This window comes from Paenisporosarcina sp. P4_B8, from assembly GCF_056402175.1.
In genome coordinates this window covers 428,994-452,093 of the sequence record NZ_JBFUHX010000001.1, presented here as the reverse complement: position 1 = coordinate 452,093, position 23,100 = coordinate 428,994, and the positions used below count along the sequence as shown (strand labels likewise).

At 39.2% G+C, this 23,100-nt stretch carries 15 protein-coding genes and 3 pseudogenes; 8 read left to right on the top strand and 10 right to left on the bottom strand.

Annotated elements, in window-relative coordinates; translation table 11 throughout:
• Positions 1–50: 50 nt before the first annotated feature.
• The 3 genes and pseudogenes from AC1DSK_RS02070 to AC1DSK_RS02060 all read right to left on the bottom strand — a co-directional run.
• Positions 51–305 (bottom strand): annotated as a pseudogene (locus AC1DSK_RS02070) (IS110 family RNA-guided transposase); the annotation flags it as partial.
• Between the two features lie 236 nt (positions 306–541).
• Positions 542–955 (bottom strand): DUF4262 domain-containing protein, encoded by a 414-nt coding sequence (locus tag AC1DSK_RS02065; protein WP_477548809.1) that lies wholly within the window; start codon positions 953–955, stop codon positions 542–544.
• A 61-nt stretch (positions 956–1,016) separates the two neighbouring features.
• Positions 1,017–1,397 (bottom strand): DUF4304 domain-containing protein, encoded by a 381-nt coding sequence (locus tag AC1DSK_RS02060; protein ID WP_477598025.1) that lies wholly within the window; start codon positions 1,395–1,397, stop codon positions 1,017–1,019.
• Positions 1,398–1,707: 310 nt separating this feature from the next.
• Here AC1DSK_RS02060 and AC1DSK_RS02055 point away from each other — a divergent pair, with 310 nt between their 5' ends.
• Positions 1,708–1,992, top strand: coding sequence for a hypothetical protein (locus AC1DSK_RS02055; protein WP_477548807.1), 285 nt, complete (start codon positions 1,708–1,710; stop codon positions 1,990–1,992).
• A 466-nt stretch (positions 1,993–2,458) separates the two neighbouring features.
• Here AC1DSK_RS02055 and AC1DSK_RS02050 read toward each other — a convergent pair whose 3' ends face one another.
• From AC1DSK_RS02050 to AC1DSK_RS02035, 4 genes are all read right to left on the bottom strand, one after another.
• Positions 2,459–3,940 carry a WD40/YVTN/BNR-like repeat-containing protein gene (locus tag AC1DSK_RS02050; protein ID WP_477598023.1) on the bottom strand — a complete coding sequence of 494 codons (1,482 nt, stop codon included), beginning with the start codon at positions 3,938–3,940 and terminating at the stop codon, positions 2,459–2,461.
• 168 nt (positions 3,941–4,108) lie between these two features.
• Positions 4,109–4,696 (bottom strand): hypothetical protein, encoded by a 588-nt coding sequence (locus tag AC1DSK_RS02045; RefSeq protein ID WP_477548805.1) that lies wholly within the window; start codon positions 4,694–4,696, stop codon positions 4,109–4,111.
• A gap of 98 nt (positions 4,697–4,794) precedes the next feature.
• A complete protein-coding gene (locus AC1DSK_RS02040; RefSeq protein ID WP_477598021.1) occupies positions 4,795–5,199 on the bottom strand; it encodes a hypothetical protein in 405 nt (134 codons plus the stop codon).
• 155 nt (positions 5,200–5,354) lie between these two features.
• Positions 5,355–5,573 (bottom strand): hypothetical protein, encoded by a 219-nt coding sequence (locus AC1DSK_RS02035; protein ID WP_477533426.1) that lies wholly within the window; start codon positions 5,571–5,573, stop codon positions 5,355–5,357.
• 797 nt (positions 5,574–6,370) lie between these two features.
• Here AC1DSK_RS02035 and AC1DSK_RS02030 point away from each other — a divergent pair.
• Positions 6,371–10,096 carry a S8 family serine peptidase gene (locus AC1DSK_RS02030; RefSeq protein WP_477546373.1) on the top strand — a complete coding sequence of 1,242 codons (3,726 nt, stop codon included), beginning with the start codon at positions 6,371–6,373 and terminating at the stop codon, positions 10,094–10,096.
• Between the two features lie 299 nt (positions 10,097–10,395).
• On the opposite strand, the gene AC1DSK_RS02025 is transcribed toward AC1DSK_RS02030, so the two are convergent.
• Positions 10,396–11,640 carry a helix-turn-helix domain-containing protein gene (locus AC1DSK_RS02025; RefSeq protein WP_477546372.1) on the bottom strand — a complete coding sequence of 415 codons (1,245 nt, stop codon included), beginning with the start codon at positions 11,638–11,640 and terminating at the stop codon, positions 10,396–10,398.
• A 700-nt stretch (positions 11,641–12,340) separates the two neighbouring features.
• Between AC1DSK_RS02025 and AC1DSK_RS02020 the strand changes: the two are divergent.
• Positions 12,341–12,481, top strand: a pseudogene (locus tag AC1DSK_RS02020) (IS110 family transposase); the annotation flags it as partial.
• A gap of 69 nt (positions 12,482–12,550) precedes the next feature.
• On the opposite strand, the gene AC1DSK_RS02015 reads toward AC1DSK_RS02020, so the two are convergent.
• Positions 12,551–13,492 carry an alpha/beta hydrolase family protein gene (locus AC1DSK_RS02015; protein WP_477546371.1) on the bottom strand — a complete coding sequence of 314 codons (942 nt, stop codon included), beginning with the start codon at positions 13,490–13,492 and terminating at the stop codon, positions 12,551–12,553.
• Positions 13,493–14,150: 658 nt separating this feature from the next.
• On the opposite strand from AC1DSK_RS02015, the pseudogene AC1DSK_RS02010 reads away from it, so the two are divergent.
• Both AC1DSK_RS02010 and AC1DSK_RS02005 read left to right on the top strand, forming a co-directional pair.
• Positions 14,151–14,339, top strand: a pseudogene (locus AC1DSK_RS02010) (helix-turn-helix domain-containing protein); the annotation flags it as partial.
• Positions 14,340–14,823: 484 nt separating this feature from the next.
• Positions 14,824–15,552 carry a GntR family transcriptional regulator gene (locus AC1DSK_RS02005; RefSeq protein ID WP_477546370.1) on the top strand — a complete coding sequence of 243 codons (729 nt, stop codon included), beginning with the start codon at positions 14,824–14,826 and terminating at the stop codon, positions 15,550–15,552.
• Positions 15,553–16,369: 817 nt separating this feature from the next.
• Here AC1DSK_RS02005 and AC1DSK_RS02000 read toward each other — a convergent pair.
• Positions 16,370–17,554, bottom strand: coding sequence for an MFS transporter (locus AC1DSK_RS02000; protein ID WP_477546369.1), 1,185 nt, complete (start codon positions 17,552–17,554; stop codon positions 16,370–16,372).
• 307 nt (positions 17,555–17,861) lie between these two features.
• Between AC1DSK_RS02000 and AC1DSK_RS01995 the strand changes: the two genes are divergently transcribed.
• The 3 genes from AC1DSK_RS01995 to AC1DSK_RS01985 all read left to right on the top strand — a co-directional run bounded on the left by AC1DSK_RS01995 (position 17,862) and on the right by AC1DSK_RS01985 (position 22,724).
• A complete protein-coding gene (locus AC1DSK_RS01995) occupies positions 17,862–20,114 on the top strand; it encodes an EAL domain-containing protein (protein ID WP_477546368.1) in 2,253 nt (750 codons plus the stop codon).
• Positions 20,111–21,736 (top strand): thiamine pyrophosphate-binding protein, encoded by a 1,626-nt coding sequence (locus AC1DSK_RS01990; RefSeq protein WP_477546367.1) that lies wholly within the window; start codon positions 20,111–20,113, stop codon positions 21,734–21,736. The genes AC1DSK_RS01995 and AC1DSK_RS01990 overlap by 4 nt, the downstream gene beginning before the upstream one ends.
• Positions 21,737–22,061: 325 nt before the next feature.
• Positions 22,062–22,724 (top strand): HAD family hydrolase, encoded by a 663-nt coding sequence (locus tag AC1DSK_RS01985; RefSeq protein ID WP_016428160.1) that lies wholly within the window; start codon positions 22,062–22,064, stop codon positions 22,722–22,724.
• Positions 22,725–23,100 lie beyond the last annotated feature (376 nt).

Genomic DNA, 23,100 nt, shown 5'->3' with positions numbered 1-23,100 from the left:
GGCTTCTCCGTGTCATCCTTCTGGTTATAGGTCTCGATGATAAGAAATGTTTACGCTGTCTCTGCGAGACAGTAGAGATCCTTCATCATATATTGCTCATTAAAATGGACTTTCTTTTTACAAATACCATGCAATACTTTTAGTAATTTACCGCACAGGACCACCATCGACTGCTTACCCCGCAAGGGATTTTGTTGGCGTGTTGTGTAGTATTCATGAATCCGTTTAAACGCTTCGTTATGACGAATGAGTGGGACGATTACTTTGAAAAGAATATATCTAAGTCTCCTTCTTCCTCGTTTGGCTCGCCCTTTCTATATATTTACCCCGTATTTACATTAATGCTGCTTTTTAAAAAAGTTTGATCAAAAACACTTCGCAAACCCATATTTCACGACAGTCAAAAAGAAGCCATTTTGTAAATGATTGATCAAAAGGCTTCTTAATTTGTTATTAGTTATTTCGTTTTTCATAAAAAAGTTTGAGCATTTTTTAGTGGTCCTTATTCAACTAAAGCACCCGTTAGTTGAATAAGAACTTTTTAATCAATACTATCAAAATCATAATCATCAAGCTGAGTTTTATAAAATTCATCACAACTCTCTTCAGTTGGAAGCACTCCGTCTTCATCAGGCAAAAGAACTCTCAACACGTCCCGTCCCATTTCTTTATACGGTTTAAATGCCACTTTAAAGCCTTCTATTATGTCAGAGTATTCTTCGCCTTCCTCAAACCTTTTACCACTACTTATGTCCTCAGTTAAGGTAAAGAAAATCCCATTTGCAACTTCAGGGTCTATATTAAGCACAATTTGAAAATCCATATGATTAAAGTTTCCTTGAACTCCGTGAGTGTGATAATTAGCGTGAATTTCATCGTATTCTTCTGCGTAAATTGCATCCATATACCAGCCATATTCTTCTAACATTTGTTTTTCCCATTGTTCATTTTCCAAGTGATTTCCCTCCAATGCATTTTCTTCATTATAACAATCCTTATTAAACTAACCTGCCACATTAGTTTAATAACATAGAAATCCAAAAACGGTCTGATGTATTTAATAAACCCACAACACTTGAAGCTGTTTCCTCAAAATCGTCTTCTGTTTTTGCATCCTCATAATCAAACCATATTCCTTCTTCATCAACTGATTTTGCTCCTAACCTAAACCGATTGTTTAGATGATGAGCAGTTGCTTTGTTAGGTGGGATTTTTTCTCCCCAACTCATACTTACACCTTCTATTGGACACGTTGCCAATTCAACTACAAATGAACCAGCCCATCTGTTGAATTGGATAGTAATTAAATCTATAATCTTTTCATTTGTCCGTCTAAAGTGAGGAAACGAGCCTTTAAATTCTTGATTTCTTAAAACCGGTGTCACAATTTTTTTCAAGGCATTATCCATCATTTTTCTTTGATTCTATTCCATTTTTTCTCCTTTCTCAGGTTAATTTGTTCAACTTATCTGCCCCTTTAATTGAATAAGGCAGCCCGATGATCTTAAACTATAGCACCCGTTCGTTGAAGAACATATATTTGTTAATGTCCTTCTAATTGGTTCAATAGATAATCACATAGTTCCTTATAAATTGATTGTCTTTTTAAATTCAAGATAAAGTGTTTTGCATTATCCCCAAACTACCGCTTGGGGATAATTTTTGTTATAATACAGTTCAGTAAAAAATTTATAAGGATGTAATAGTTTGAAAAAATATATTAAAGGTTATGCTCTAGGAACTTTACTAGGTTTATTACTTTGTTCGTCGGCATTTATCGTTGATGTTCCATTCACTTTTCGACAACATTGGTATGCGGTGATAATCTTTTTACCTGCTGTTATTTATTTTATCTTTACCTATAGTGAATACAATGAAATCTCTTTTAAAAAGGAAAATATCAAGAAATCTATACCTTTCAGCATCGGTTTAGTTTTAAGTTCGTACGCAGTTTGTTCGATTTGGGGTTTACCAGATTTATTAAAATATTAATCCAATTGAAAATTAGGGAATACAAAAAAGCTAAGAAACACTGTTAAATCAACGTTTCTTGGCTTTTTCTGTGAATCCGAACATACAAAGCCTACTTTTATCGTCGTAAATCACATTTTTTTAGGGAACTTCTATATTAACAATATAAAAATCAACATTTAAATTTAACAGAGCCTTTGAAATAAAAAAGACCTATTCAAATGAATATGTCCTTTTTATATTTACAACTGATTTTATTAAATAAACAATAAGAAATAGAGCTTTCTAAGACAGCTCATACCCTTCAACTAATCTGCCTCGTTAGTTCGAAAAGAAAAAGGGTTGTTTAAACAGCCCGATGATCTTTAACTAAAGCACCCGTTAGTTGAATAAGGAAAAATGCTTTACTACCTTCTTGAGATGAAGCACCTTTAGTTTAAGTAAAATGTTTTACAATATTTTTTCATGGATACACTTGAAATTTTTATCATCGCTGCTGAATCGTCATTTCTTCCCACGAATAATCTGGTATAGTTGCAATCCATAACGTATTTTCCATGATATCCACATCAAAAACGATGGAATCCCTCGCATCAAACACTTTTTCAGATTTTCTTTCATCTTTCGTGTTGATGGAATAAATAGCTTCACCTCTATGTGTGTATCCGAACAATTTCTCTCCTTTTTTAATAAGTTTAACTACCATTTCATCAACTTGAATTTTTCTCCAATTTCCCTCTTGAAGATTTCGGGTCCAAATTCCACTTTGTGTGGTAATGAATAGCCTATTATTAATCACTTTCATATCATGAGGTATATCATTACTATTCGGAATGGTTATCTCGTTCCACTCATCATTTGTCTTTCGCAAAATCTTCCTTTCTTCTGTGAGTCCTACCAAATCACCATTATCCGTTATTTGAACCATATAAAGTGGTTTAGGAACAATAGCTTGTTCCCAACTCTCCCCTTGATTGGTCGTATAGTAAACCTTTCCATTTGATATCACAGCTATATGGTTGTTGATTGAATAATCCATGTTCTCAATCATGTGGTCTAATGAAAGAATTTTCGTTCCTTTACCGTTTGATGTAATACCTGCCCATAATTCCTTTTCCGTAGCTGCAAATAATTGATCATTTATATCAAACCACGCGTGTGTGACATAGTTATTAGCTTGGAGTTCGGTCCATGTTTCTCCATTGTTATGGCTCCATTCAATAAAAGGTTGCTTCGTTGTACTAAATTGTGTTGGCTTTTTGTCTCCCCATACGACTAAATTGTTGTTTCCAGCGACAATCCCCGTAATCGCAATCCCTTTTTTTGTTAGGTCAACGGTGCCAATACGTTTGGATATTAATCCTCCACCGTATGGTAATTTATGAATGGCACTGACCACATCACCGTTTTGGGCATTAAATGAAATTCGAGTAAAACGGCTATCTCGATCATTTCCAATCACTGTTAGAATGGGCATACCATCGATACTATCTAGTGTAAAATGATATCCTGTTGCCCAATCTTTTCCTGGATTTAGTCCGTATTTATCCTTTGCTAGTTGGAGAACATCAGAGCTATCCAACTTGATCTCATTGTGGGGTATTATTGGATCCTGAGATTGCTTACTCGGTCTAAACACCGTAATTTTCTTTTCTGAGATACCAATTAGTACATAATCATCCGTACCTGGAACCACAAAGTTCATAAACCAATTAAAGCGTTTCCCTGTTCCTCCTCTCGAGCCTCCCATCTTTTCATCCACACTGTTTACTGTTGTAAGTGTTGCTTTTACATTCCATTCTTTTGCTCTCTGCAACCCAATGTTAATCGCTTCTTTTAGCGTGATTTCACCATCTGAAGCGACTGTTTCACTGTCTCGTGTAGATTGTGTTATTGGGCGATTAGCGTACGTAATTAATGATGTAGTCATAACAATAAAAAAGATTAAAATTATTGATATTTTCTTCAAATCATCACCTACTCAACCTATTTTGTAGGTATTATATCCATGGATATTATTTGTATTCTTATTCAACTAAACCGCCTCATTCGTTCAATAAAAAAAGCTGCCTAAGCAGCCAGTTAAACTTAAACTAAAGCACCCGTAAGTTCAATAAGGTCCAGGAAAAAGGTTTTTTCATCGTGAATTTAATTCAGGACCCCAAGGTGCTGGAGAATACAAATCTTCTTTGATATTTTGTCTCTTCAACTCTAATTTTTCAGCATAGTAATTAAGCATTTCATAAACAGTTAAACGATGAAAACTTCCGTTGAGAAATTGCGGTTCATTTCGTCTTTCTGGGTCTATATTCGAAAGTGGTACAAAAACTCTTGCTGTATTATCGTTAAATTCATTTATTGGAACATTGAAGTTGATATGCTCGTTATATCCATTTGCAACTGCTATGACAGTAACTTCCCCCATGTTTTTCATTGGGAACCTACGGTCTTTAAAAACAGTAACAGGTATTTTTGCTTCTCCATCAGAATTTGTTAACTCTGTTCCAATTACCTCACCTAATGAATTTATTACAATGATTCGAGCGTTCATAATTGGTGTATCTTGTTGTTTAAAAGTCGTTTTTACTGTGACATTAAGTGTTGCAAATACTATATTTTCATTTGTCTCTGCAAACTTTGCTTTTGTTGAACTTTCCCAATTTACATATAACACCGTTGTTATACTTATTAGCAAGAGTAAAAAAATTATTGATAACTTTCTCATCCAGCACCTACCTAATTTTAAGGTAGTATTTGCTTATTGTAAGACAATATTCTTTTTGAACTAACCTGCCCCTTTAGTAGAATAAGAACTAAAGGCCTCTACTCTTGATTAAAATGCAATAACTTATCTAATGGTATATCTGATTCTTTAAAACCATATTTCGTTAACATCATTAGTTCTATCGCTTTWTCAGGGTTCTCTTGATAAATCTTTATWATTACTTCACAATGTGCCAATGCTAAGTGTTCTGTAAGCATTTGTGCAAATTCACGYAGTAWTTCTTTATGTTCATCTTTAACAGCTTCATCAGAGAAATATGTAGCAGAGACATAGTTTGCACGCTGGTCATCTTCTTCATAAATTAAATCTGGAATTTCAAAATCATCAAATGTGGCAGGKCGAAATTCATCTAAAATGGCTAAAGMATAATGTTGGTCGCCAATTCGAACATCCCACACTTCAAARTCCCTTAATCTAATTTTACGTTCAAAATAATCAATCAAAMTTATACGTCCCCTTTCAATTTWTTTWACTGCTGATAATCAATCAAAATTACATMTTCTTATTCAACTATTCTGCCCCGTTAGTTCAATAAGAAATTAGCTGTATAAGTAAATAATATATCAACCATTTCATCTTTTAATTTTATTCCGATAGTTTAAGGCTCACCTATACCCATTGCGAGTAATAGAAAAAAAGTGAACACCAGCATACAAATATTTAGAATCCCCCCGATAAAAAACCACAACTTGTTTCCTGACATAAATGCAAACACAATCCCAATAATTGATAGAACACTAAAAATTTTTATACCAACATATATATCAGCATTAGGTCCTCTCAAAATATAAAAAGCAATAATACTACTAATAAACATTAGCAATGAGATAACACCGAATTTGTTCAAGGGTTATCCTCCTTAATTTAATCCTTTATAATTATTACGTTATTTAACCCAAATAGTTCCAATAAATGAAAAATTCTCATTGAACTAACCAGTCCCGTTAGTTGAAGAAGAAAAAGGCTTTACTCCTTATTGAAGTAAAGCACCCGTTAATTTACTTTCTTTTTAGATAAATTTCTTAAAGAAGACCCCTTCGTCATCGAAACAAATGGCCTGCTGAGATGTTGCTTAATGAAAGTTCAATCTTTGCAAACTTCTACAGTAAACATTTGGACTTATCATCCAGAGTCAGCGCAGAAAATGATTGCTTCCCCTTTTGGTTTCACAATGTTTGCTAAACTCAATCCGCACAGTCCAATAAAGGTTTGTTATTTTTCTTAGATTATACTAATTAAAACCCCAATTCCTTTCCCCTTTTTTAGACATTTCGGTTTATCCCTTCGGTTGTTTCAGCTAATATTTGTAGATTTCCTTCTTCTAATATAGTTCTTAGGTCCCTCTCAAAACCCCATTTGTCAATAATATTGTATGACTATACAATTCAACTAATCCTCCCAATTTATTTACCTCATCTAGAGAACTTACTACCATAAGATAGAAGCTTCTACAGAAATAGAACCAAACCTTTAAGGAGGTGAAGACAAGCTCTGATTCTAGTAGTCTACTTCAGCAATCTTTTTGGGACTGAATAACTTCTTATTTTTACCTCACCATGATTTTTCTCAGCTTAGCATTATCCGCTAATTACCTTATGGAATAGGAGAATGTAAATGAAAAAGCTAACCATGAAGACGCTTCTAGTTGGATCGATTGCCGCTTCTATGCTATCAGGCTCCATTTCTCAAGTGAACGCACTTGGAGAATCTAGGAATGGGACGGTATTGGATAAATCAACTGTTGCAATGAGTAATAATGAGACCGGTGATCACGTAATTACGCTCATTACTGGTGATGTCGTAAAAGTTTCTACCCTTAAAAACGGGAAATATATCATCAATGTAGAGCCAGCTAATAAGGATGGGGATGGAGTCAGGGTCCTGACCTTTGGTGAGGATACTTTCGTATTCCCGAACTCTACCATGCCTTACCTGGCAGCAGGAAAACTGGATAAGGACTTATTTAATATTACGAAATTGATTGAATATGGGTATGATGACAAGAATCAGACAGGGTTGCCGGTTATCGTCGAATACGAAGAGACAAAGGCTAAATCTTACTCCAAAAACATTGCTCCAAAAGGATCGATGAAGGTTCGGGAGTTGGAAAGTATTAATGGTGCCGCACTTACTACCGACAAAATGAAAGCGGAAACATTCTGGGAAGATGTCACAGTTCAAAGGGACAATAAAGAACCTGAAAAATCTTCGCTCTTTAAATATGGAGTAGAAAAAATTTGGCTGGATGGCCGTGTAGAAGCAGCCCTTCATCAAAGTGTCCCTCAAATTGGAGCACACACAGCATGGGAAGCAGGCTTTACAGGTGAAGGCGTCAAGGTTGCCGTACTTGACTCCGGAATTGACCCTGGCCACCCGGACCTTGTCGATCAATTGGACGAAGCGGTGAGCTTTGTACCTGGCGAAGAAGTGAATGACGGAAATGGTCATGGAACACACGTTGCCTCCACTGTGCTTGGAACAGGTGCAGCTGATGGAAAATCCAAAGGCGTTGCTCCTGATGCACGCTTACTGGTAGGGAAAGTATTGAGTGATCAAGGATTTGGACAAGATTCTTGGATTATTGATGGAATGGAATGGGCATCTGAGAATGCAAAGATTGTCAATATGAGTCTTGGAACTAGCGAGCCAGGTGATGGCACAGACCCTATGTCTCAAGCTGTAAATAGACTTAGTGAAGAGAATGGAACACTATTTGTTATCGCTGCCGGTAACAATGGAGCAGAAGGCTCTATCGGCTCTCCTGGTGCTGCAGATTCCGCTTTAACTATCGGGGCTGTGGACAAATCGGATCGGCTTGCATGGTTCTCTTCAATGGGGCCTCGCTATGGCGATATGGGTCTAAAACCTGACTTATCTGCTCCTGGTGTAGGTATTGTTGCAGCCCGTTCCCAATTTACATCTGGCAGTGGATATTACTCTAGAAAAGATGGTACATCCATGGCTTCACCACATGTCGCAGGTGCAGCAGCTATCCTTGCCGAAAAACATCCAGAATGGGACGGAAAAGCTTTAAAAGAAGCATTAATGAACACAACAACGAAGCTTGAAGGTTACCAGCCTTATCAGGTGGGAACAGGACGGGTTGATATAGCTGCAGCCTTGGAAACAAAGCTGAGAGCAACTAGCTCCATATCATTCGGCTTCTTTAAATGGCCTCATGATCAAGCAGCCCCTGTTGAAAAAGTCGTTACCTATACAAATGATAGTGACGAAGACATCACAGTAGAGTTGGAAGCGACATTTACAAATGCAAAGGGTAAAGAAGCTCCATCTGGTATGTTAAACCTTTCTGAAAATACCATCACTGTTCCAGCCAATGGCACAGCGGACATGAACGTAACACTTGATTCCACACTTGCTGAAACAGGCTCCCGTTATCAAGGATTTTTAACAGCAAAAGCAAACGGAAAAGCCGTTGTACACACAACTATGGCGATGGTCAAGGAAGAGGAACGTTATACTCTTACACTAAATGCAACTGACCGTGACGGCTCTGCTGGACTTGCATATGTGGCAATATCCAGCGAGAAAATGGAGCCGTGGGTTTATGCTGTCAATGGTTCATCAGAACTTCGCCTGCCACCAGGCACCTATTCGGCCATGTCTCTAATGGATGTGGACGTGAACACAGACCACGCTGGTGTAGCCCTTGTAGGTGACCCGGAAGTGAACCTGAATGGACCAAAAACAGTGGAACTCGATGCAAGAAAAGCAAAAGAAATATCGGTAGAGGTACCGAAGAAAACAGAGGCAACTTACCAACGTATGGAATATCACCGAACAATTGGTGATATGCCCCTGACTAGTCTCTATTTGATGCCGGTTTGGATTGATAAGATGTACGCTGTTCCAACAAAAGAAGTCAAAAACGGATATTTTGAGCAGCTTACTCGCTGGCGCCTAACAAAACCACTTCTGACCATTAACTTTAATGGAAAGGAACTGGATGATATTCCATTTGCCGGAAGTGCATTATTGGATGGAAAGTATAACTTATCCACTGTCTATGCCGGAAAAGGCAGTTCAGCTGACTTCGACCGCCTAAAAGCAAAAGGTAAAGCTGTTATGGTCGATCGAAATGATGAAGTACCCCCTTCTCAACAAGCTTCTGCTGCTGCTGCTGCCGGGGCAAAGCTACTGATCATCGTTAACAATGAGGATAAAGAATTTAGTAAATATGCTGGTACTCCAGAGTATACAGAAAACCCGATTGCCGTTGCTGGTATCAGCAAAAAAGAAGGCGACAAGCTTGTAAAAGCTGTACGTTCAGGAGATGTAAAACTGCAAGTAGAAGGAACAATCGATTCTCCATATCTATATGATCTTATGGATGTCCATAAAGGTTCTATACCAAAGGATTTAACCTATGCACCGGAGAATAAAGACCTAGCGACAATCGACAGTCGCTACAATTCCCATATTGAAACAGCAGGTGGAGAATTCCGATACGACTTGCGTCCGCATACATTTGGGGCTGTAGGCTTCCTGTATAAGATATCATTACCAAGAGCCCGAACGGAGTATGTTTCGGCAATAGAGGACACAGGCTGGTATCACCAGGCAAAAGTCTTAGATGCGACATGGGAGATCCGTCAACCATTGGCCACTTACACAAAAGGCCAAAAATTAACAGAGAACTGGTTCTCTCCAGTTGTCCGTCCAAGCTTGGGTCAAGGTTACTGGGCTCCTGAGCGCCAAGGCAATCATCTAATGATCAATGTTCCTGCTTGGGCCGATGCAGGAACAGGAAACACAGGCGGTACCGAATATAATATATCTGTAAAAAATCAGACATCTAAATTGTACAAGGGTGATACATTAGTGAAGGAAGGTAAAGCCCAAGCGCTCTATGCAACAGATGTCGCACCAAAAGAACGTACGCAATTCCGCTTTGTTACGGACGCAGAACGTGACGCAGATCGCTGGAATACGTCGGTCCGCACTCATACTGAATGGACCTTCTGGACGGAAGCATCAGAGGATTGGAGATACGATCTTCCATTCCTAACTCTGGATTACAAGGTGGACACCGATGTAAATGGGGATGCATTGGCAAACCGTCCTACTAACCTTGAGCTGTCTGTCGGTAAAGTGGAAGGTGCAGTAGGATACGGAAACGTGAAGGATGCCACTTTGGAAGTTTCATTCAATGAGGGCAAAGCGTGGAAAAAAGTGAAGCTTACAAAAGATGGCGACGCTTATGCCGCAACCATTGGAAATCCGATAAACGCAAAATCCGTTTCACTCAGAGCAAGCGCTTGGGATGATGAAGGAAACAAAATTACCCAAGAGATCATCAAGGCTTACGGATTAAAATAGTTTTAATGGAAGATGCCTGCTTTATATAGAGAAAGCAGGCGTCTTTTCTTTTGGTTAGTTAGGTGTGGCGGATGTGAAAAATTGATTTGTTAGATGAATGATTGGGTTTGTTAGGATAAGGTGCCTATATGTTAGAATAGGGTATTTTGAGAACTCCATCCTAGCTCAGAAGGAAGCACATACATTCTTTTTACCCCCGAACAATGCAAAAAACATAAAAACAGAGCGTTTTTTCCTCTTTACAAGCCCATTTTCTGACCAAAACTTAAAGCTTCAGCCACAAAAACGTAACCTCTCCATCAAACAAACTGATTATTTGTTCTGAACTTCTCCACAATTTCTCCAGCAAAACGATTAGCATTGGCCATATCATTGTTGGACATATAGTAGTCAAATAATTTTACCGCATAAAACTCTTTCGCCATTATATAGCCCATTTTGTCAAAGTGGGGAAATGCCTTGTTCTCCAGATAGTGATAATACTGGTCATCCTCACCTAGAATGGAGTGATAATGCATCGTAAAGAGATGATGAAAGGTGGCGTCCGAAAAATTCCTGCATAACACAAGTCCCTCTTCTACAAGCTTTAGAAGCTTTTCCTTTGGCGTCTTCCCTTCTTTCGTCAAAGCGTTTATGTACCCCTCCAGCGAGCCGACATACTTGGGCATGGAGGAATTGCGTGCATCCATCGACTTTTGGTAATATTTAGCAGCCTGCTTGAAATAGCCGTGCCGCAAATTCAGATAGCCGAGGTTATGATGCAGCATCGCTTTTTGATGATCGAGCCCATAATCCCCTGTCATATCTATCAATCTATGATATTCACTGCTTAGAAAACGGTAATCATTTGATTGCTCGAGCTGGATGAGCATCAGCATTTCAGCTTTAATGATACGGGAGAAGCTGCGAATTTTGGTGAAGAAGGCCAGTGCCTTATTCGCATTAAAAAAAGCTAGGACGCGAGAATTAAGCGAACTATAGGCAACAGCCAAGTCGTAATAATATTCCTGATTGGAGTATTGCTCCAGACTGATTTGACCTAGAAAAGAGATGGCACTGACATAGTCAAACTTCACGGTCAGATGGAAAATCCCCTTTATGTGCAACAACATATTTTCCTCATAATTAGATAAACCTGTCCAAACATCCATCTCCTCTATTAGAGCCTGCGCTGATGTAAACTCGCCAATAGACAAGTAGTATCTGGTGAGCACAAGGGTGTAGGATCGATAAAAATCCTGAATATATAAAAGGTTAATTCCATCAAGCTGCCTTTTTATACTATCCGCCTTTGTCTGCAGTTCCTTCACAATGGCATCATGCCACTCCTTTAATAAGGATTCCACCCTCCTGTAATTTAACACTTCCCTTTCCATATCAATTCCTAGTCTTTGAGATAATAATAGAATAGTTTCATCCGATACTTCTGTAAGCCCCCGTTCTATTTTACTGATATGAGTACTGGAGGAAATTCCTTCCCCTAGGTCCTTTTGCTTCATTTCTTGTTGTTCGCGATAGAATTTGATTATCTTTCCTTCCAGCATGATTCCCATCTCCTAAGCGTCCCTCCTTAAGCCATGACGGCACCTTTTTCTATTTAGTTTTTCCCCATTATCAATTCTCTATTAAAGGGGGATAGTCCTTCTTTAACTTAACTTGCATTATTGCATTATTAGTTGATGAAGAAACTGGATGATCCATCCGAAAAACATCAATTCAAATGCTAGCTGGATTGTATCGCGTATACACCCTAGGTTGACATAACGCTCACGACTAGGAAGTTAGCCCCCACGAACCAACCCTTACCAACTTTAACTTCTTCTTCTTTTCGTCCATCTTGCTTTTATTCATCGAATATACATCGTTGATTTGACGGGCTTTTGGTTGATTCGCTTTTCCCCTCTAATGAATAAATATCCAATCTGTCTTGGGCTTTAGGCAAATAAAAAAGACCGTCTCTGACGATCTCCTGTTCTTCAACTAAAGCACCCGTTACTTTAAGTACATTTCTTCACAAACTAATCTGCCACATTCGTATTATATGGTCTTATGATAACGGTAGTCGGGGTAGAACGTCGCAACCGTGGGAAATTAATCCCGTTAGTTAATCTGTTCACCCCCTACTTGTATAAACATGCTTCAGGCTGGTTGAGACAAAGATCCCGTTTAACAAGCGAACCTATGACATTACAAGAAGTCTTAGGGGATACCGACTGATATTGCATTTTTAGGAGAAGATAAAGTATAAATCCAGTCATTGGTCTGGATGTACCAAAAGGAGAAAGTCAGGTGCAGGCATTTTTAGATAAAGGTAAATCATCTCGTACGAGCTTCAGTATTAAACACGATCTTGAAGGTTTAGGTAGTTTATTAGAATTCCTTCAAGAGGCTATATAACAACAAAAAAATAGTTGGGCAGGAATAGCGTCCTGTCCAACTATTTTTTCATGATTGTTACAGTTTTTCAGCAAACCATTCCGTTGTTATCTTTAAAAGTTCTTCTGCAATGGATTGATCAGGATTTAATTCGTTATCAGCGAATATTTTGAAACCATGATCTGCACCTTCAATAATACGCAGAGTCGCATCGGTACTTCCAGCATGTTGCACCAATTCCCTTGCCAATAGCGGTGAAACGACAGGATCTTCCGAACCTCCAATTGCGAGCAATGGGCCTTTATATTTGGCAACCTCATCAAGAGCACGAGAATTTTCCATCGCTGTAAAAAATTTTTCACCAAATTCTAATTGAGTACCCCATGGCATCGTCACTATAGCCGAACCTTTCGCATAGGCTTCTTCGGCATATTCGAACAAAATCTCTAAGTCTTTTGCACCATTTGACGGCGCGGATGACCAGGTTGCAAGTGCTTTTACTTCTGGTGCCCGGGCTGCTACTACTTGCGCTATTCGTCCTCCTTGGCTGTAACCCAACACACCGATTCGATTATTATCTATTCCCGTATAATTAGCGAGGAATTCGACCGATTTCAGAGCATCCGCGACTGAATCATCGAAATTATTCTCAACATAGGGTTGGGAACTATCCCCGCCTCCTGCAAAGTCAATCCGCAAAGATGCATATCCTATTGATGCCAATTGAGCAGCAAGTCGTTTATAGATATCTCCAAGTTCATTTTTATTTCCACCCGTACCATGCAACAGCAATACCACAGGAGCTGGTTTATCCTTTGTTGCTCCTGGCGGGCTTACCAATATACCGGGAACATTATGGCTTCCATTAGGGATCGAAACGGACTGTTCCTTTATGGGTTGATTGCTCTCCTTTATGGGTTGATTGCTCTCCTTTTTGCTTGTACTTTCACATCCTGTACAGAAGATTGATATCATAAGGACTGAAATCAGAATCATGGTCATGGTCATTAATTTTTTCATTTTTTTATCCCCTTTAATGTGTTGAACTTGGCTTTGTAGATAAGAGTTAGCAAAACTTTCATAACTAGCGGAACACCTACTTACTTCTTTCTTTACCTCAATCAGCGCTTCTTATAGTCACCACCTCCCTATTCAAGTTTTGGCGAGATTGTATGTATTAAGAATCTTACATGAGGTTTATGTAATCGCTTACATATAGTCGAATAAATAAACTGGTAAATCTATATAAACTCCGCCAAAGCACAAAAAAATAAAAGATTGGGGGATTCTTGAACATATAAATCCTCTATCACATCGAGTAAAGAATGTCATATTGGCTCTTATGATTCCACCACTCCTTAGAACTGCTGCCGGATCGAATGGACCAATCCGCCAAGATCATCGGTTACAACGGAGCGATTTTGGGACTCTTGTGTGCGGTAAAATGTATTCGCTTACAGAAATCGCAATTAAATTTTGAGGAATTCGATGCCTCCTTTTTAATGAATGCCATCATACGCTAAGGATAACAACAGACAACCATGGTGCGTGGTATATATAGTTGTATAATAAATTCACTGTAATTGTATTTCAGTAAACCGGTTAAGTCAATACTGATTTAAAAAAGTGTGTGTCGTGGTTCCGTGATAATGTCACTATGGGACAGGGGACAATCACATTGACTAACGCAGAGATGAAGAAAGTACTTGTTGTGGAAAAAATCTTAGATGGGCATATGACAAATGTGGATGCGGCAGCTTTATTGGGGATAACTCCCCGGCAAGTTATTCTGTTGAAGAAAAAATACATGCAAGAGGGACCTTCGCGAATCGAGCATCAGAACAGAGGCAGAAAGCCCTTTCATGCTTAGGAGGATAAAATTAAGGAACATGTTGTCGATTTGTACATAACCCAGTATCACGGCAGCATTCGTTTCAGTTTAGCGCTAAAATGACCGAAGAAGATTGTGTAACGCTAGAGGACGATCTTATTCTCTGGCATCAAGGTCAAGCCTTGGAAAGTTAAAGAAACTGAAAAGGTACAACGCATAAAGGAAACAAAAAAGGCGAGTTCTGCGCAGCCACGCAAACCCACCTCAAGCCATCCGTGGAGACTTAGAACCAAAAACAATCTCAGAAACATAAAAAACTTGCAGTCCAAGCCCCCTAGTGGGGTCTCGGACTGCAAAGAAAGTGACATTTCCTCAAAAATTTGACATACTGATTAAAAAAGTTATTTTCCATATTTTTCTGCAATTTAAACTGGATTTAGTTGTATTTCATCATCCCCAATGTTGAGGTGTCGCATCCCTAACTAAAGGGATATAATGTTTATTGAGGAGGAGTATTTTAATGCCGATTAAAAACAAGTCCCATCTATATGTGGATGCTTATGATAAAATACTAAAACTAATTAATGCGGGAGTTTATCCGGTGGGAAGTAAATTGCCTGCGGAATTGGAACTTTCCAAAATGATGAATGTTAGCAGGATGACTTTACGCCAAGCCTTAAGCTTACTCCAAGAAGATGGCTATATCGAGACGATCCATGGACAAGGAAACTTTATAAAAGATAATACAAAATTACGAAGTATTGGATTAGAGAAAATAGGAGATACAGTTTCTAATTGTTGTACGGAAGCTATTGACGACATTGATTCCGACTTTCGCCTTGAATTTGTCAACGATTATGAATATACAAAAAAGCTGTTCGGTATTAACTCGGCAGTGGTTATTGGATTTAGCAGATGGTACAAAAGCAAAAACAAAATTGTTGCGCACACCTTTTCCGCGCTGCCAAGTGAAATCGCTTCCCAATTTCAAGTAAGTCTTAATGATAAAGAATGTATTCTCAAATTGCTTGAAGAACGAATTTATGAATATGCGCATTCTTCGACAATAGAAGTCAAGTTTACAAAATCCATACCYCCCTCTTCGAGCCATCAACTCCATTCAAACAATGATTTATTTACACTATTAATCGAGAGTTTATATGATTCGATTGGCCATGTTATACTCCAGAATAAAATATATATACCGACGGAATTCAGCTCAATTAAAATTAATCGGAAAAATAAATAGATTTATTGCTGAAGCCAAGTGATATTCTGGAAAGCCGGCTTCTATCTATGTTTCCACCTCGTGTCAATACGTGGATATTAAGTTCATGAGTAGAGTAGAAACTCCCGTCGCCGAAAGTTGTAAGTAACAGACGTTACTATAAGGGAAGCTCACACATAAGAACTTGTACATCCACTTTTGGCCGCTGGCGTCATATAAGACGGCTTTACCGAAATAAAACGAGCAGGCAGCCAGGGCCACCTGCTCGAGAAAATAGCACTCTGAAAACCATAATGTTGGATTTCTTACCCATTCCACAGCCATTTCTACAGTTCAAAATAGTCTGCTTCAGGATTTTCCTTCAGCACTTGTTTTTTAGTTAAATAACATGGTGTTTCTTCACCTGGAACACTGTAAAATAAAAATTATTACTACGAACATATTAATTAAATGTTTCATATTCCCCCCTATTAGTTTACGTTTATCTCTTAATTAGGAGTCTTATTAAACTAAACTACCCCGTTAGTTTAAGTACAATATTTCACATTCTTATTCGTTAGTTCAATTGGTTCAACAAAAAGCGTTAATCCTTCTTGGATCAACGTCTCCTTACTTTCAGCAGCCTACCTCTCCGTTAATCCTACTCGGATCATCGCAACTTTATTTCAAAACTACAATAGAATAAAAACCTCGTATTTTGTTTGATCAAAATACGAGGTTTCACCTGTTAATTACTATTCATTTTTATTTAATAGCTCCCGCTAAACTTGCCAAAAACCTTTTCTGATTGTGACACCCTACGTTCATATTGTCCAACAACCTATCGAACGAAATAAATTCACTTCACAAATTGGATTGATTTCTGATTCCTCTGCCACACGACACTTACCAAGATTGTAATCCCTAGTACGACGAATCCTAGCAAGAAAGGATATATAATATTCACGTCATATAAAACACCAGCAAGTAGCGGTCCGATTACGTTACCAATACTCATATAGGCGTTATTCATCCCCATCGCGAAGCCTTGTTCATTACCTGCTAGCTTTGAGATCAGCGTATTCAGCACTGGTCTCAAAATAGAAGTTGCAAGGAACACCACTAACGTAATCATAAAGAACAGCACATAGGTTGAGGCAAATAAAGATAAGAAGAAACATAAAGCTGTCAAGGCAATAAAGAAATTCAAAATGATTCCTTCACCAAACCTTCGAACGAGACGATCCACCACCAATAATTGCATCACAACGCTGACAATCCCGGTTGACGTCACCATCACAGCAATCTGTTTCGGTGTTGCGCCAAATTGATTATCCACAAACAGACCTAATACCGATTCATATGCCATCAACCCAAAACTCATAACGAGTGTAATAACAAGTGGGATAAAATAAGGCTTTTGTACAGACTGTGCAAGTTTTTTCACCATTGGTTCCTGTTTAACTGAGCCTAAAACATCTCCAGTTTCCCTGCTTTCCTTCAATACAATGACTGAGAAAATCACAGACAACAACGATACCAATGCGGAAACGAGCAATGGAAGCTTCAAGTCATAATCCGCCAAAAATCCTCCGATTCCAGGTCCAATGACAATTCCGAGTGACATCGCTGCGGAAATGTAACTATTCCCTTTTGCACGCTGATCCATTGTCGTAATATCTGCTACATAAGCAAAAATCGCAGGAATTAATAAGGCTGCACCGATACCGCCGATCACTCGCGATGTATACAGCACCCATATTGAATCCGAGAAATAAAACACAAACATGGAAAGCGTTAATCCGCTTAGACCTGCAATAATCATCTTTCGTCGACCAACTTGATCTGCCCACTTACCGGCAATCGGTGACATGACGAACTGTGCACCCGCAAAGATGGCAATCATAAGACCTGCCGCCATGCCCCCTTCACCAATCGACATTAGATAGGCTGGCAGTATCGGAATGATTATGCCAAAACTCCCTATTGCGATAAACATATTTATCATTAAAACAATTATTTTCTTTCGTTGATCTTGCATCATCAATATTCCTCATCTCATTTAACATACTTTCCTATCTAACCCTACCTACCAGTCAAACGTCAACTCTTTCCGTTCATTTACTTGAAATGTAATCTTTTTTTATGTTCGGTACCATTGTGACGAATTAAACAACTTTTTCGACTATATTCGACTTTATTCATTATTTGGTAGGTAAAATCCTTCTTATCAACTATAATAAAAAAGAGTACTAGCTACTATAATACAAAAATATTGTTATATATTGTAAAATCTTGAATGATTTACTTAAGACACTTTGAAAAAACCTTATTATAAAGGGGGGATTTGAATGCAAGCACAACAATTAAATTTACAGCTAATTGAACAGTCGAAAATGCGATGTGAAGAATGGGGATTGGATCCGACGATTATTCCCGACCCTTTTGAAATTGGCCATGAACAACTACAACAAATTCAAAAAGAAAATAAAGAAGTCTTGAAAGTGGTGGAATTTTTTATTCCAGAATTTTTGAAGATGGTAAAAGGAACTCCACTTTTGATTGTTGTTACCGATAATCAGGGCATCGTCACCTATATGGAAGGTGACAATACGATTAAAGATGTCATTCAACAACTTGGCTTCAGAACAGGCGTTCAGTTTACGGAGAATTACAATGGAACGAATTGTATCAGTCTTGCACTGAACCACAATCAACCGGTTGAAGTAATAGGCTCTCAACATTATCATGATTTCCTCTATCAGTCGGCTTGTTATTCCGTGCCAGTTACAGATCATCGTACGAACGGCACTCTTGGAACAGTTTCCATTATGACCGCTTTGAATTTTGAAGACCCTCTACTCCTTTCTTTGCTTTCGATTGTCGGAACGAGTATTGAACGTGAAATCCAATTGCAAGAACAAAACAAAGATTTGAATGTGCTGAACCAAGTGTTAACGGAATCCTCACATACTGCCATGATTTTGACGGATCATCATGGTCGTATTATGGAATTTAATCCATATGCAGAAAAACTGACAGGATTGAAACGCCAAGATGTGATTAAAAAGCCTGCGTCTGAGCTGGCTATTCTTGAGGATTGGATAGATCAAATTATCCAAACGAAAGAAAGCTTTTCCGATATCGAAGTGAAATTCCAAAAACCCGATTCGTCAAAAGAAACCATTTGTCTATTTGACGGTCGTCCAATTTACAGTGTGAATCAATATTTCATCGGGACAGTCTGCAGCTTCCGTGACATAACGGAACGCTATGAAAACCAATTGATCATGCAACATCACGCACATCATGATGATTTAACAACATTGCCTAATAGACGCTATTTCCATAACTATATAAATGGCATTCTAGATTCATCCGATGGGAAAAATATTTCATTGGCGGTTTTCCTGCTAGATCTTGATCGTTTTAAATTAATCAATGATACATTGGGTCATGCAAAAGGTGATACGTTACTTGTTGAAATCGCTCAAAGATTAAATCATTATTTACTCGACAAAGGAAAGCTGTTTCGAATGGGTGGCGATGAGTTTACCATCGCTTTGACACATTTCAATTCAGTTGATGAATTAAAAAAAATTGCCGACGATATTATTGAAGTCGTTCGGAAACCATTTTTCCTTCAAAACCTGGAGTTTCATGTTAGCACGAGTATAGGTATCGCCCTCTATCCAAATAACGGGTCAGATATCAATACCCTATTCCTACATGCAGATACTGCTATGTACCGTGCAAAAGATCAAGGGAAAAACGGTTACTGCATATACAATTCGGATATGAACGAGGAATCTCTCAAGAAACTAACGCTCGAATCGGAGCTCGAATTAGCCATAAAAAATAACGATCTTATCCTGCATTACCAACCGCAGATTGATTTGCACACTAATCAAATTGTGGGAGTTGAAGCCTTATTACGCTGGAATCATCCTAAACTCGGACTTATTCCTCCAGTTGATTTCATTCCCCTAGCTGAAGAAATGGGATTGATGGTACATCTTGGTGAATGGGTACTCAATCACGGCTGCCGTCAAATGAAAAAGTGGCACGATCAAGGCATGACGTCATTGAAACTATCCATCAACTTGTCTCCTCAGGAATTTTTAAAGCAACGTCTTGTGGATAAAGTCAAACAAGTATTGCAAGAAACTGGGCTTGCACCACATGGATTGGAACTGGAAATCACGGAATCTATGACAATGGATGTTATTCGTTCCACATCAATCTTGGAAGAATTGCATGAGCTTGGTATCCAGATAGCCATGGATGACTTTGGTACAGGCTACAGTTCACTTAACTACTTGAAGAACTTCCATATTCATCGTCTGAAAATTGATCGAAGTTTCATTCGTGACATGCTGAATGGACCGAAAGATGGCCAAATCGTAAGCACCATCATTTCCATCGCACATGCGCTGAATCTAAAAGTCATTGCAGAAGGCGTAGAAACAAAAGAACAGCTTCATTTCCTTGAAAAATTACAATGTGACGAAATACAAGGCTACTATTACAGCAAACCGTTATCAGCTACCGATCTCGAAAAAAAATATGAATTTAATTCATCTAGAGGTGTCATTCATCCATGAAATCAATTGCATCATTATTGGTCGAACACTTAAAATCATTTCAAGTAACTCACGCATTCGGTATTCCCGGTAAAGCGGTTGTTCCGCTTCTCCTTGCAATGGAAAAGAACGAACTTGAATTCGTATTAAGCAGACACGAATCTGGCGCTGGCTTCATGGCTGCAGGTTATGCACGCCAGAACAATACGCTTGGGGTAGCGGTCGGAACTTCAGGACCAGGTGGCACGAACTTGCTGACTGCTGCTGGACAAGCAAAAGCCTTCCACTTGCCGGTACTTTTCATTACTGGACATCCTTCAGTCAAAGATTCAGGACGTGCCATGGGTCAGGATTCCAGTATTTTCGGGACCGATCTTGTAAAAATGTTCGAACCAGTTACTCTCTTCAGCGCAAGAGTCGAACGAGCTGATCAGTTCCAAGTATACTTCCAGCATGCACTTCAAAAAGCACTGACTGGAACAAAAGGTCCTGTTCATCTTTCCATCCCTGCTGACGTGTTGATGGAAGAAATCGAGCCCTTTACATTATCGCTTCCGGCCATGGAACCGGCGGTCTCGCCATACATGGGAGAAGTGAAATCCTTGCTGGAGCAAGCGAAAAGACCTCTCCTGTTCCTAGGGAAAGGTGTGCATATTTCACAGGCTTATGACGAAGTTAGCCAACTTTCACTTCAATACAATGTGCCCGTCATCACTACACCGGGCGGAAAAGGAACAATTCGCACCGAACATCCGGGTTACCTCGGTCCTTTCGGATTGGGGGGAACGCAAGCTGCGTCTGATTATTTAAATGAAGGCGTTGACTTGTTAATTGTCATCGGAACGAAACTGACGGATATGACGTTAGCCGGTTTCACTCTGGACATGGCGCCTGAACAAATCATTCAATTTGATATTGAATCGACATTTATCGGCCGGTCACTACCTGTTCCTACCCTGCCTGTCATTGGGGATGCAAAAACGAATCTACATGCCATTCTTGACCCGGCATTTCGTGAAATTGCGGCAACAACTTTCGCTGAGAAAGAAGCAATTGATGTTGACATTCTTCCTTCAACTACCGAAAGATTGTCAGCAGTTACTGCTATCCAATTGATGCGCAAACATCTGCCCTCAGAGACCATACTGTATGGGGACGATGGAAGTCATACTTTCTACGCAATCGAGCATTTCACGATTGAACAAGAAGGTACATTCTTTATGGATGATGTCTTCGGGACAATGGGACATGCAATCGGCTACGCCATCGGTGCTAAATTTGCAGATCCCAACCAAGCCATCGTCTGTCTGACTGGCGACGGCTGCATGATGATGCACGGCGCAGAAATATCAGCTGCTGCATGCCATGACCTGCAAATTCCATTTATCGTCCTGAACAACGGTCGCTTAGACATGGTCGACAAAGGCATGCGCTATAATTTAGGGCGATCAGTCGGTACGGTTTACGAATACCCAGCAAACTTAAGCCTATTCGGCGAATCACTGGGTGCAGCATCTTTCCGTTGCTTCACTGCTCAACAAGTTGAAGAAGCCCTGACCTTCGCAAAAGCTAACAAAGGACCAACCGTCATCGAAATAATGGTGGACCCTGAAGAAATCCCACCTACACTGAAACGCGGTTAATAGATACCCCACCAACTTTTTTCGAGTTGGTGGGGCTTTGTTTTGTTAACTAAAGAAGTTTTGATAAAAAGGTTGCTGTTGTTTGTTGGAAAATGCCGTTTCCAACTAATGTTGCACTCTTTCCAACTAACATTTCATATTTTCCAACTAACATTTCATATTTTCCAACTAACCATTCGAATTTTCCAACTAATTAGCGGAGGTTATGTTCTAAAGTTTTTAATGGATGTCTGGCATTTTTCGTCATATTAGAATTTTAAAAGATTCCATAAATACGAAGAATTTAATGATAAACTAGAATTATCAGAACAGGAGTGATCACACAATGCGCGTAGCCATTTTCGACTTTGACGGGACACTGTACCCGCAAGAAACATTTACATTAATGATGAACTATATGAAGAAACACCCTGTCCACTCATCAAAATATCAATCATTTTATCGAGCGCTAATGAAGCCATACCTTGCCTATAAAATGAAAATATACCCTGAAAACAAAATGAAAGCCAAATCAATGCAACTCTATCTGGACGCATTCAAAGGAATGTATCAACGTGAAATCGAAAAATACTTTGAGGATATGTCCCGTGATATGCACAAAGACCTTAACTGGAATGTTGTCGATCGTTTGCAAAAGCATTTAATCGAAGGTGACCATGTCCTTCTCGTGTCAGGTGCTTTCACTCCTATGCTAAACGAAGTTACCCGTGACTTCGCTATTCACGATGTCATTGGTACAGAAATTCCAATGCGAAACGGCAAAATCGATACAGATACTGGCATTTACCATATCCAAGGTGAACGCAAAAACGAAATGATAGAGAAAGCACTTGAAGGCATGGAGATTGACTGGGAAAACAGTTCAGCTTATGGCGACAGTATTTCCGACATCACCGTTTTGGAACTCGTTGGAAATCCGGTGGCGGTCCGTCCCGAATCCCGCCTGAAAGCAGTAGCTGAAGAACGCAAATGGGAGATTATTTGGTAGATTGAAAGGTGGAGAATGCCACTATAGCTCGACTCCGACTGTGGAAAGGCCGAATCGAAAACCCTGTTTTCGAATGATGTTAGGAAGGAAGGCTAAGAGCCCGACATCGTGTCGGAACGCCTTCATGATCAACATCCTGTCGAACCAAGTTTAGGTGCGGGCTGGCACTTGTAGCTGGACCGCACGATTAATGTAACAAGCGACTGAAGATATAATTTCAGTGGCTTTTTCTTTTTCCGGAACCTCCTCCATAGAGAAAGTCAGTCGTCACCATCTTTTTCTCAGACTGAGATTTCGCACTAGTAAAGTTCAATGAATAGCCACCCCCGCGCACTGGTACGTATGATACACTTAAAAGAAAAAAAGGAAGTATTCA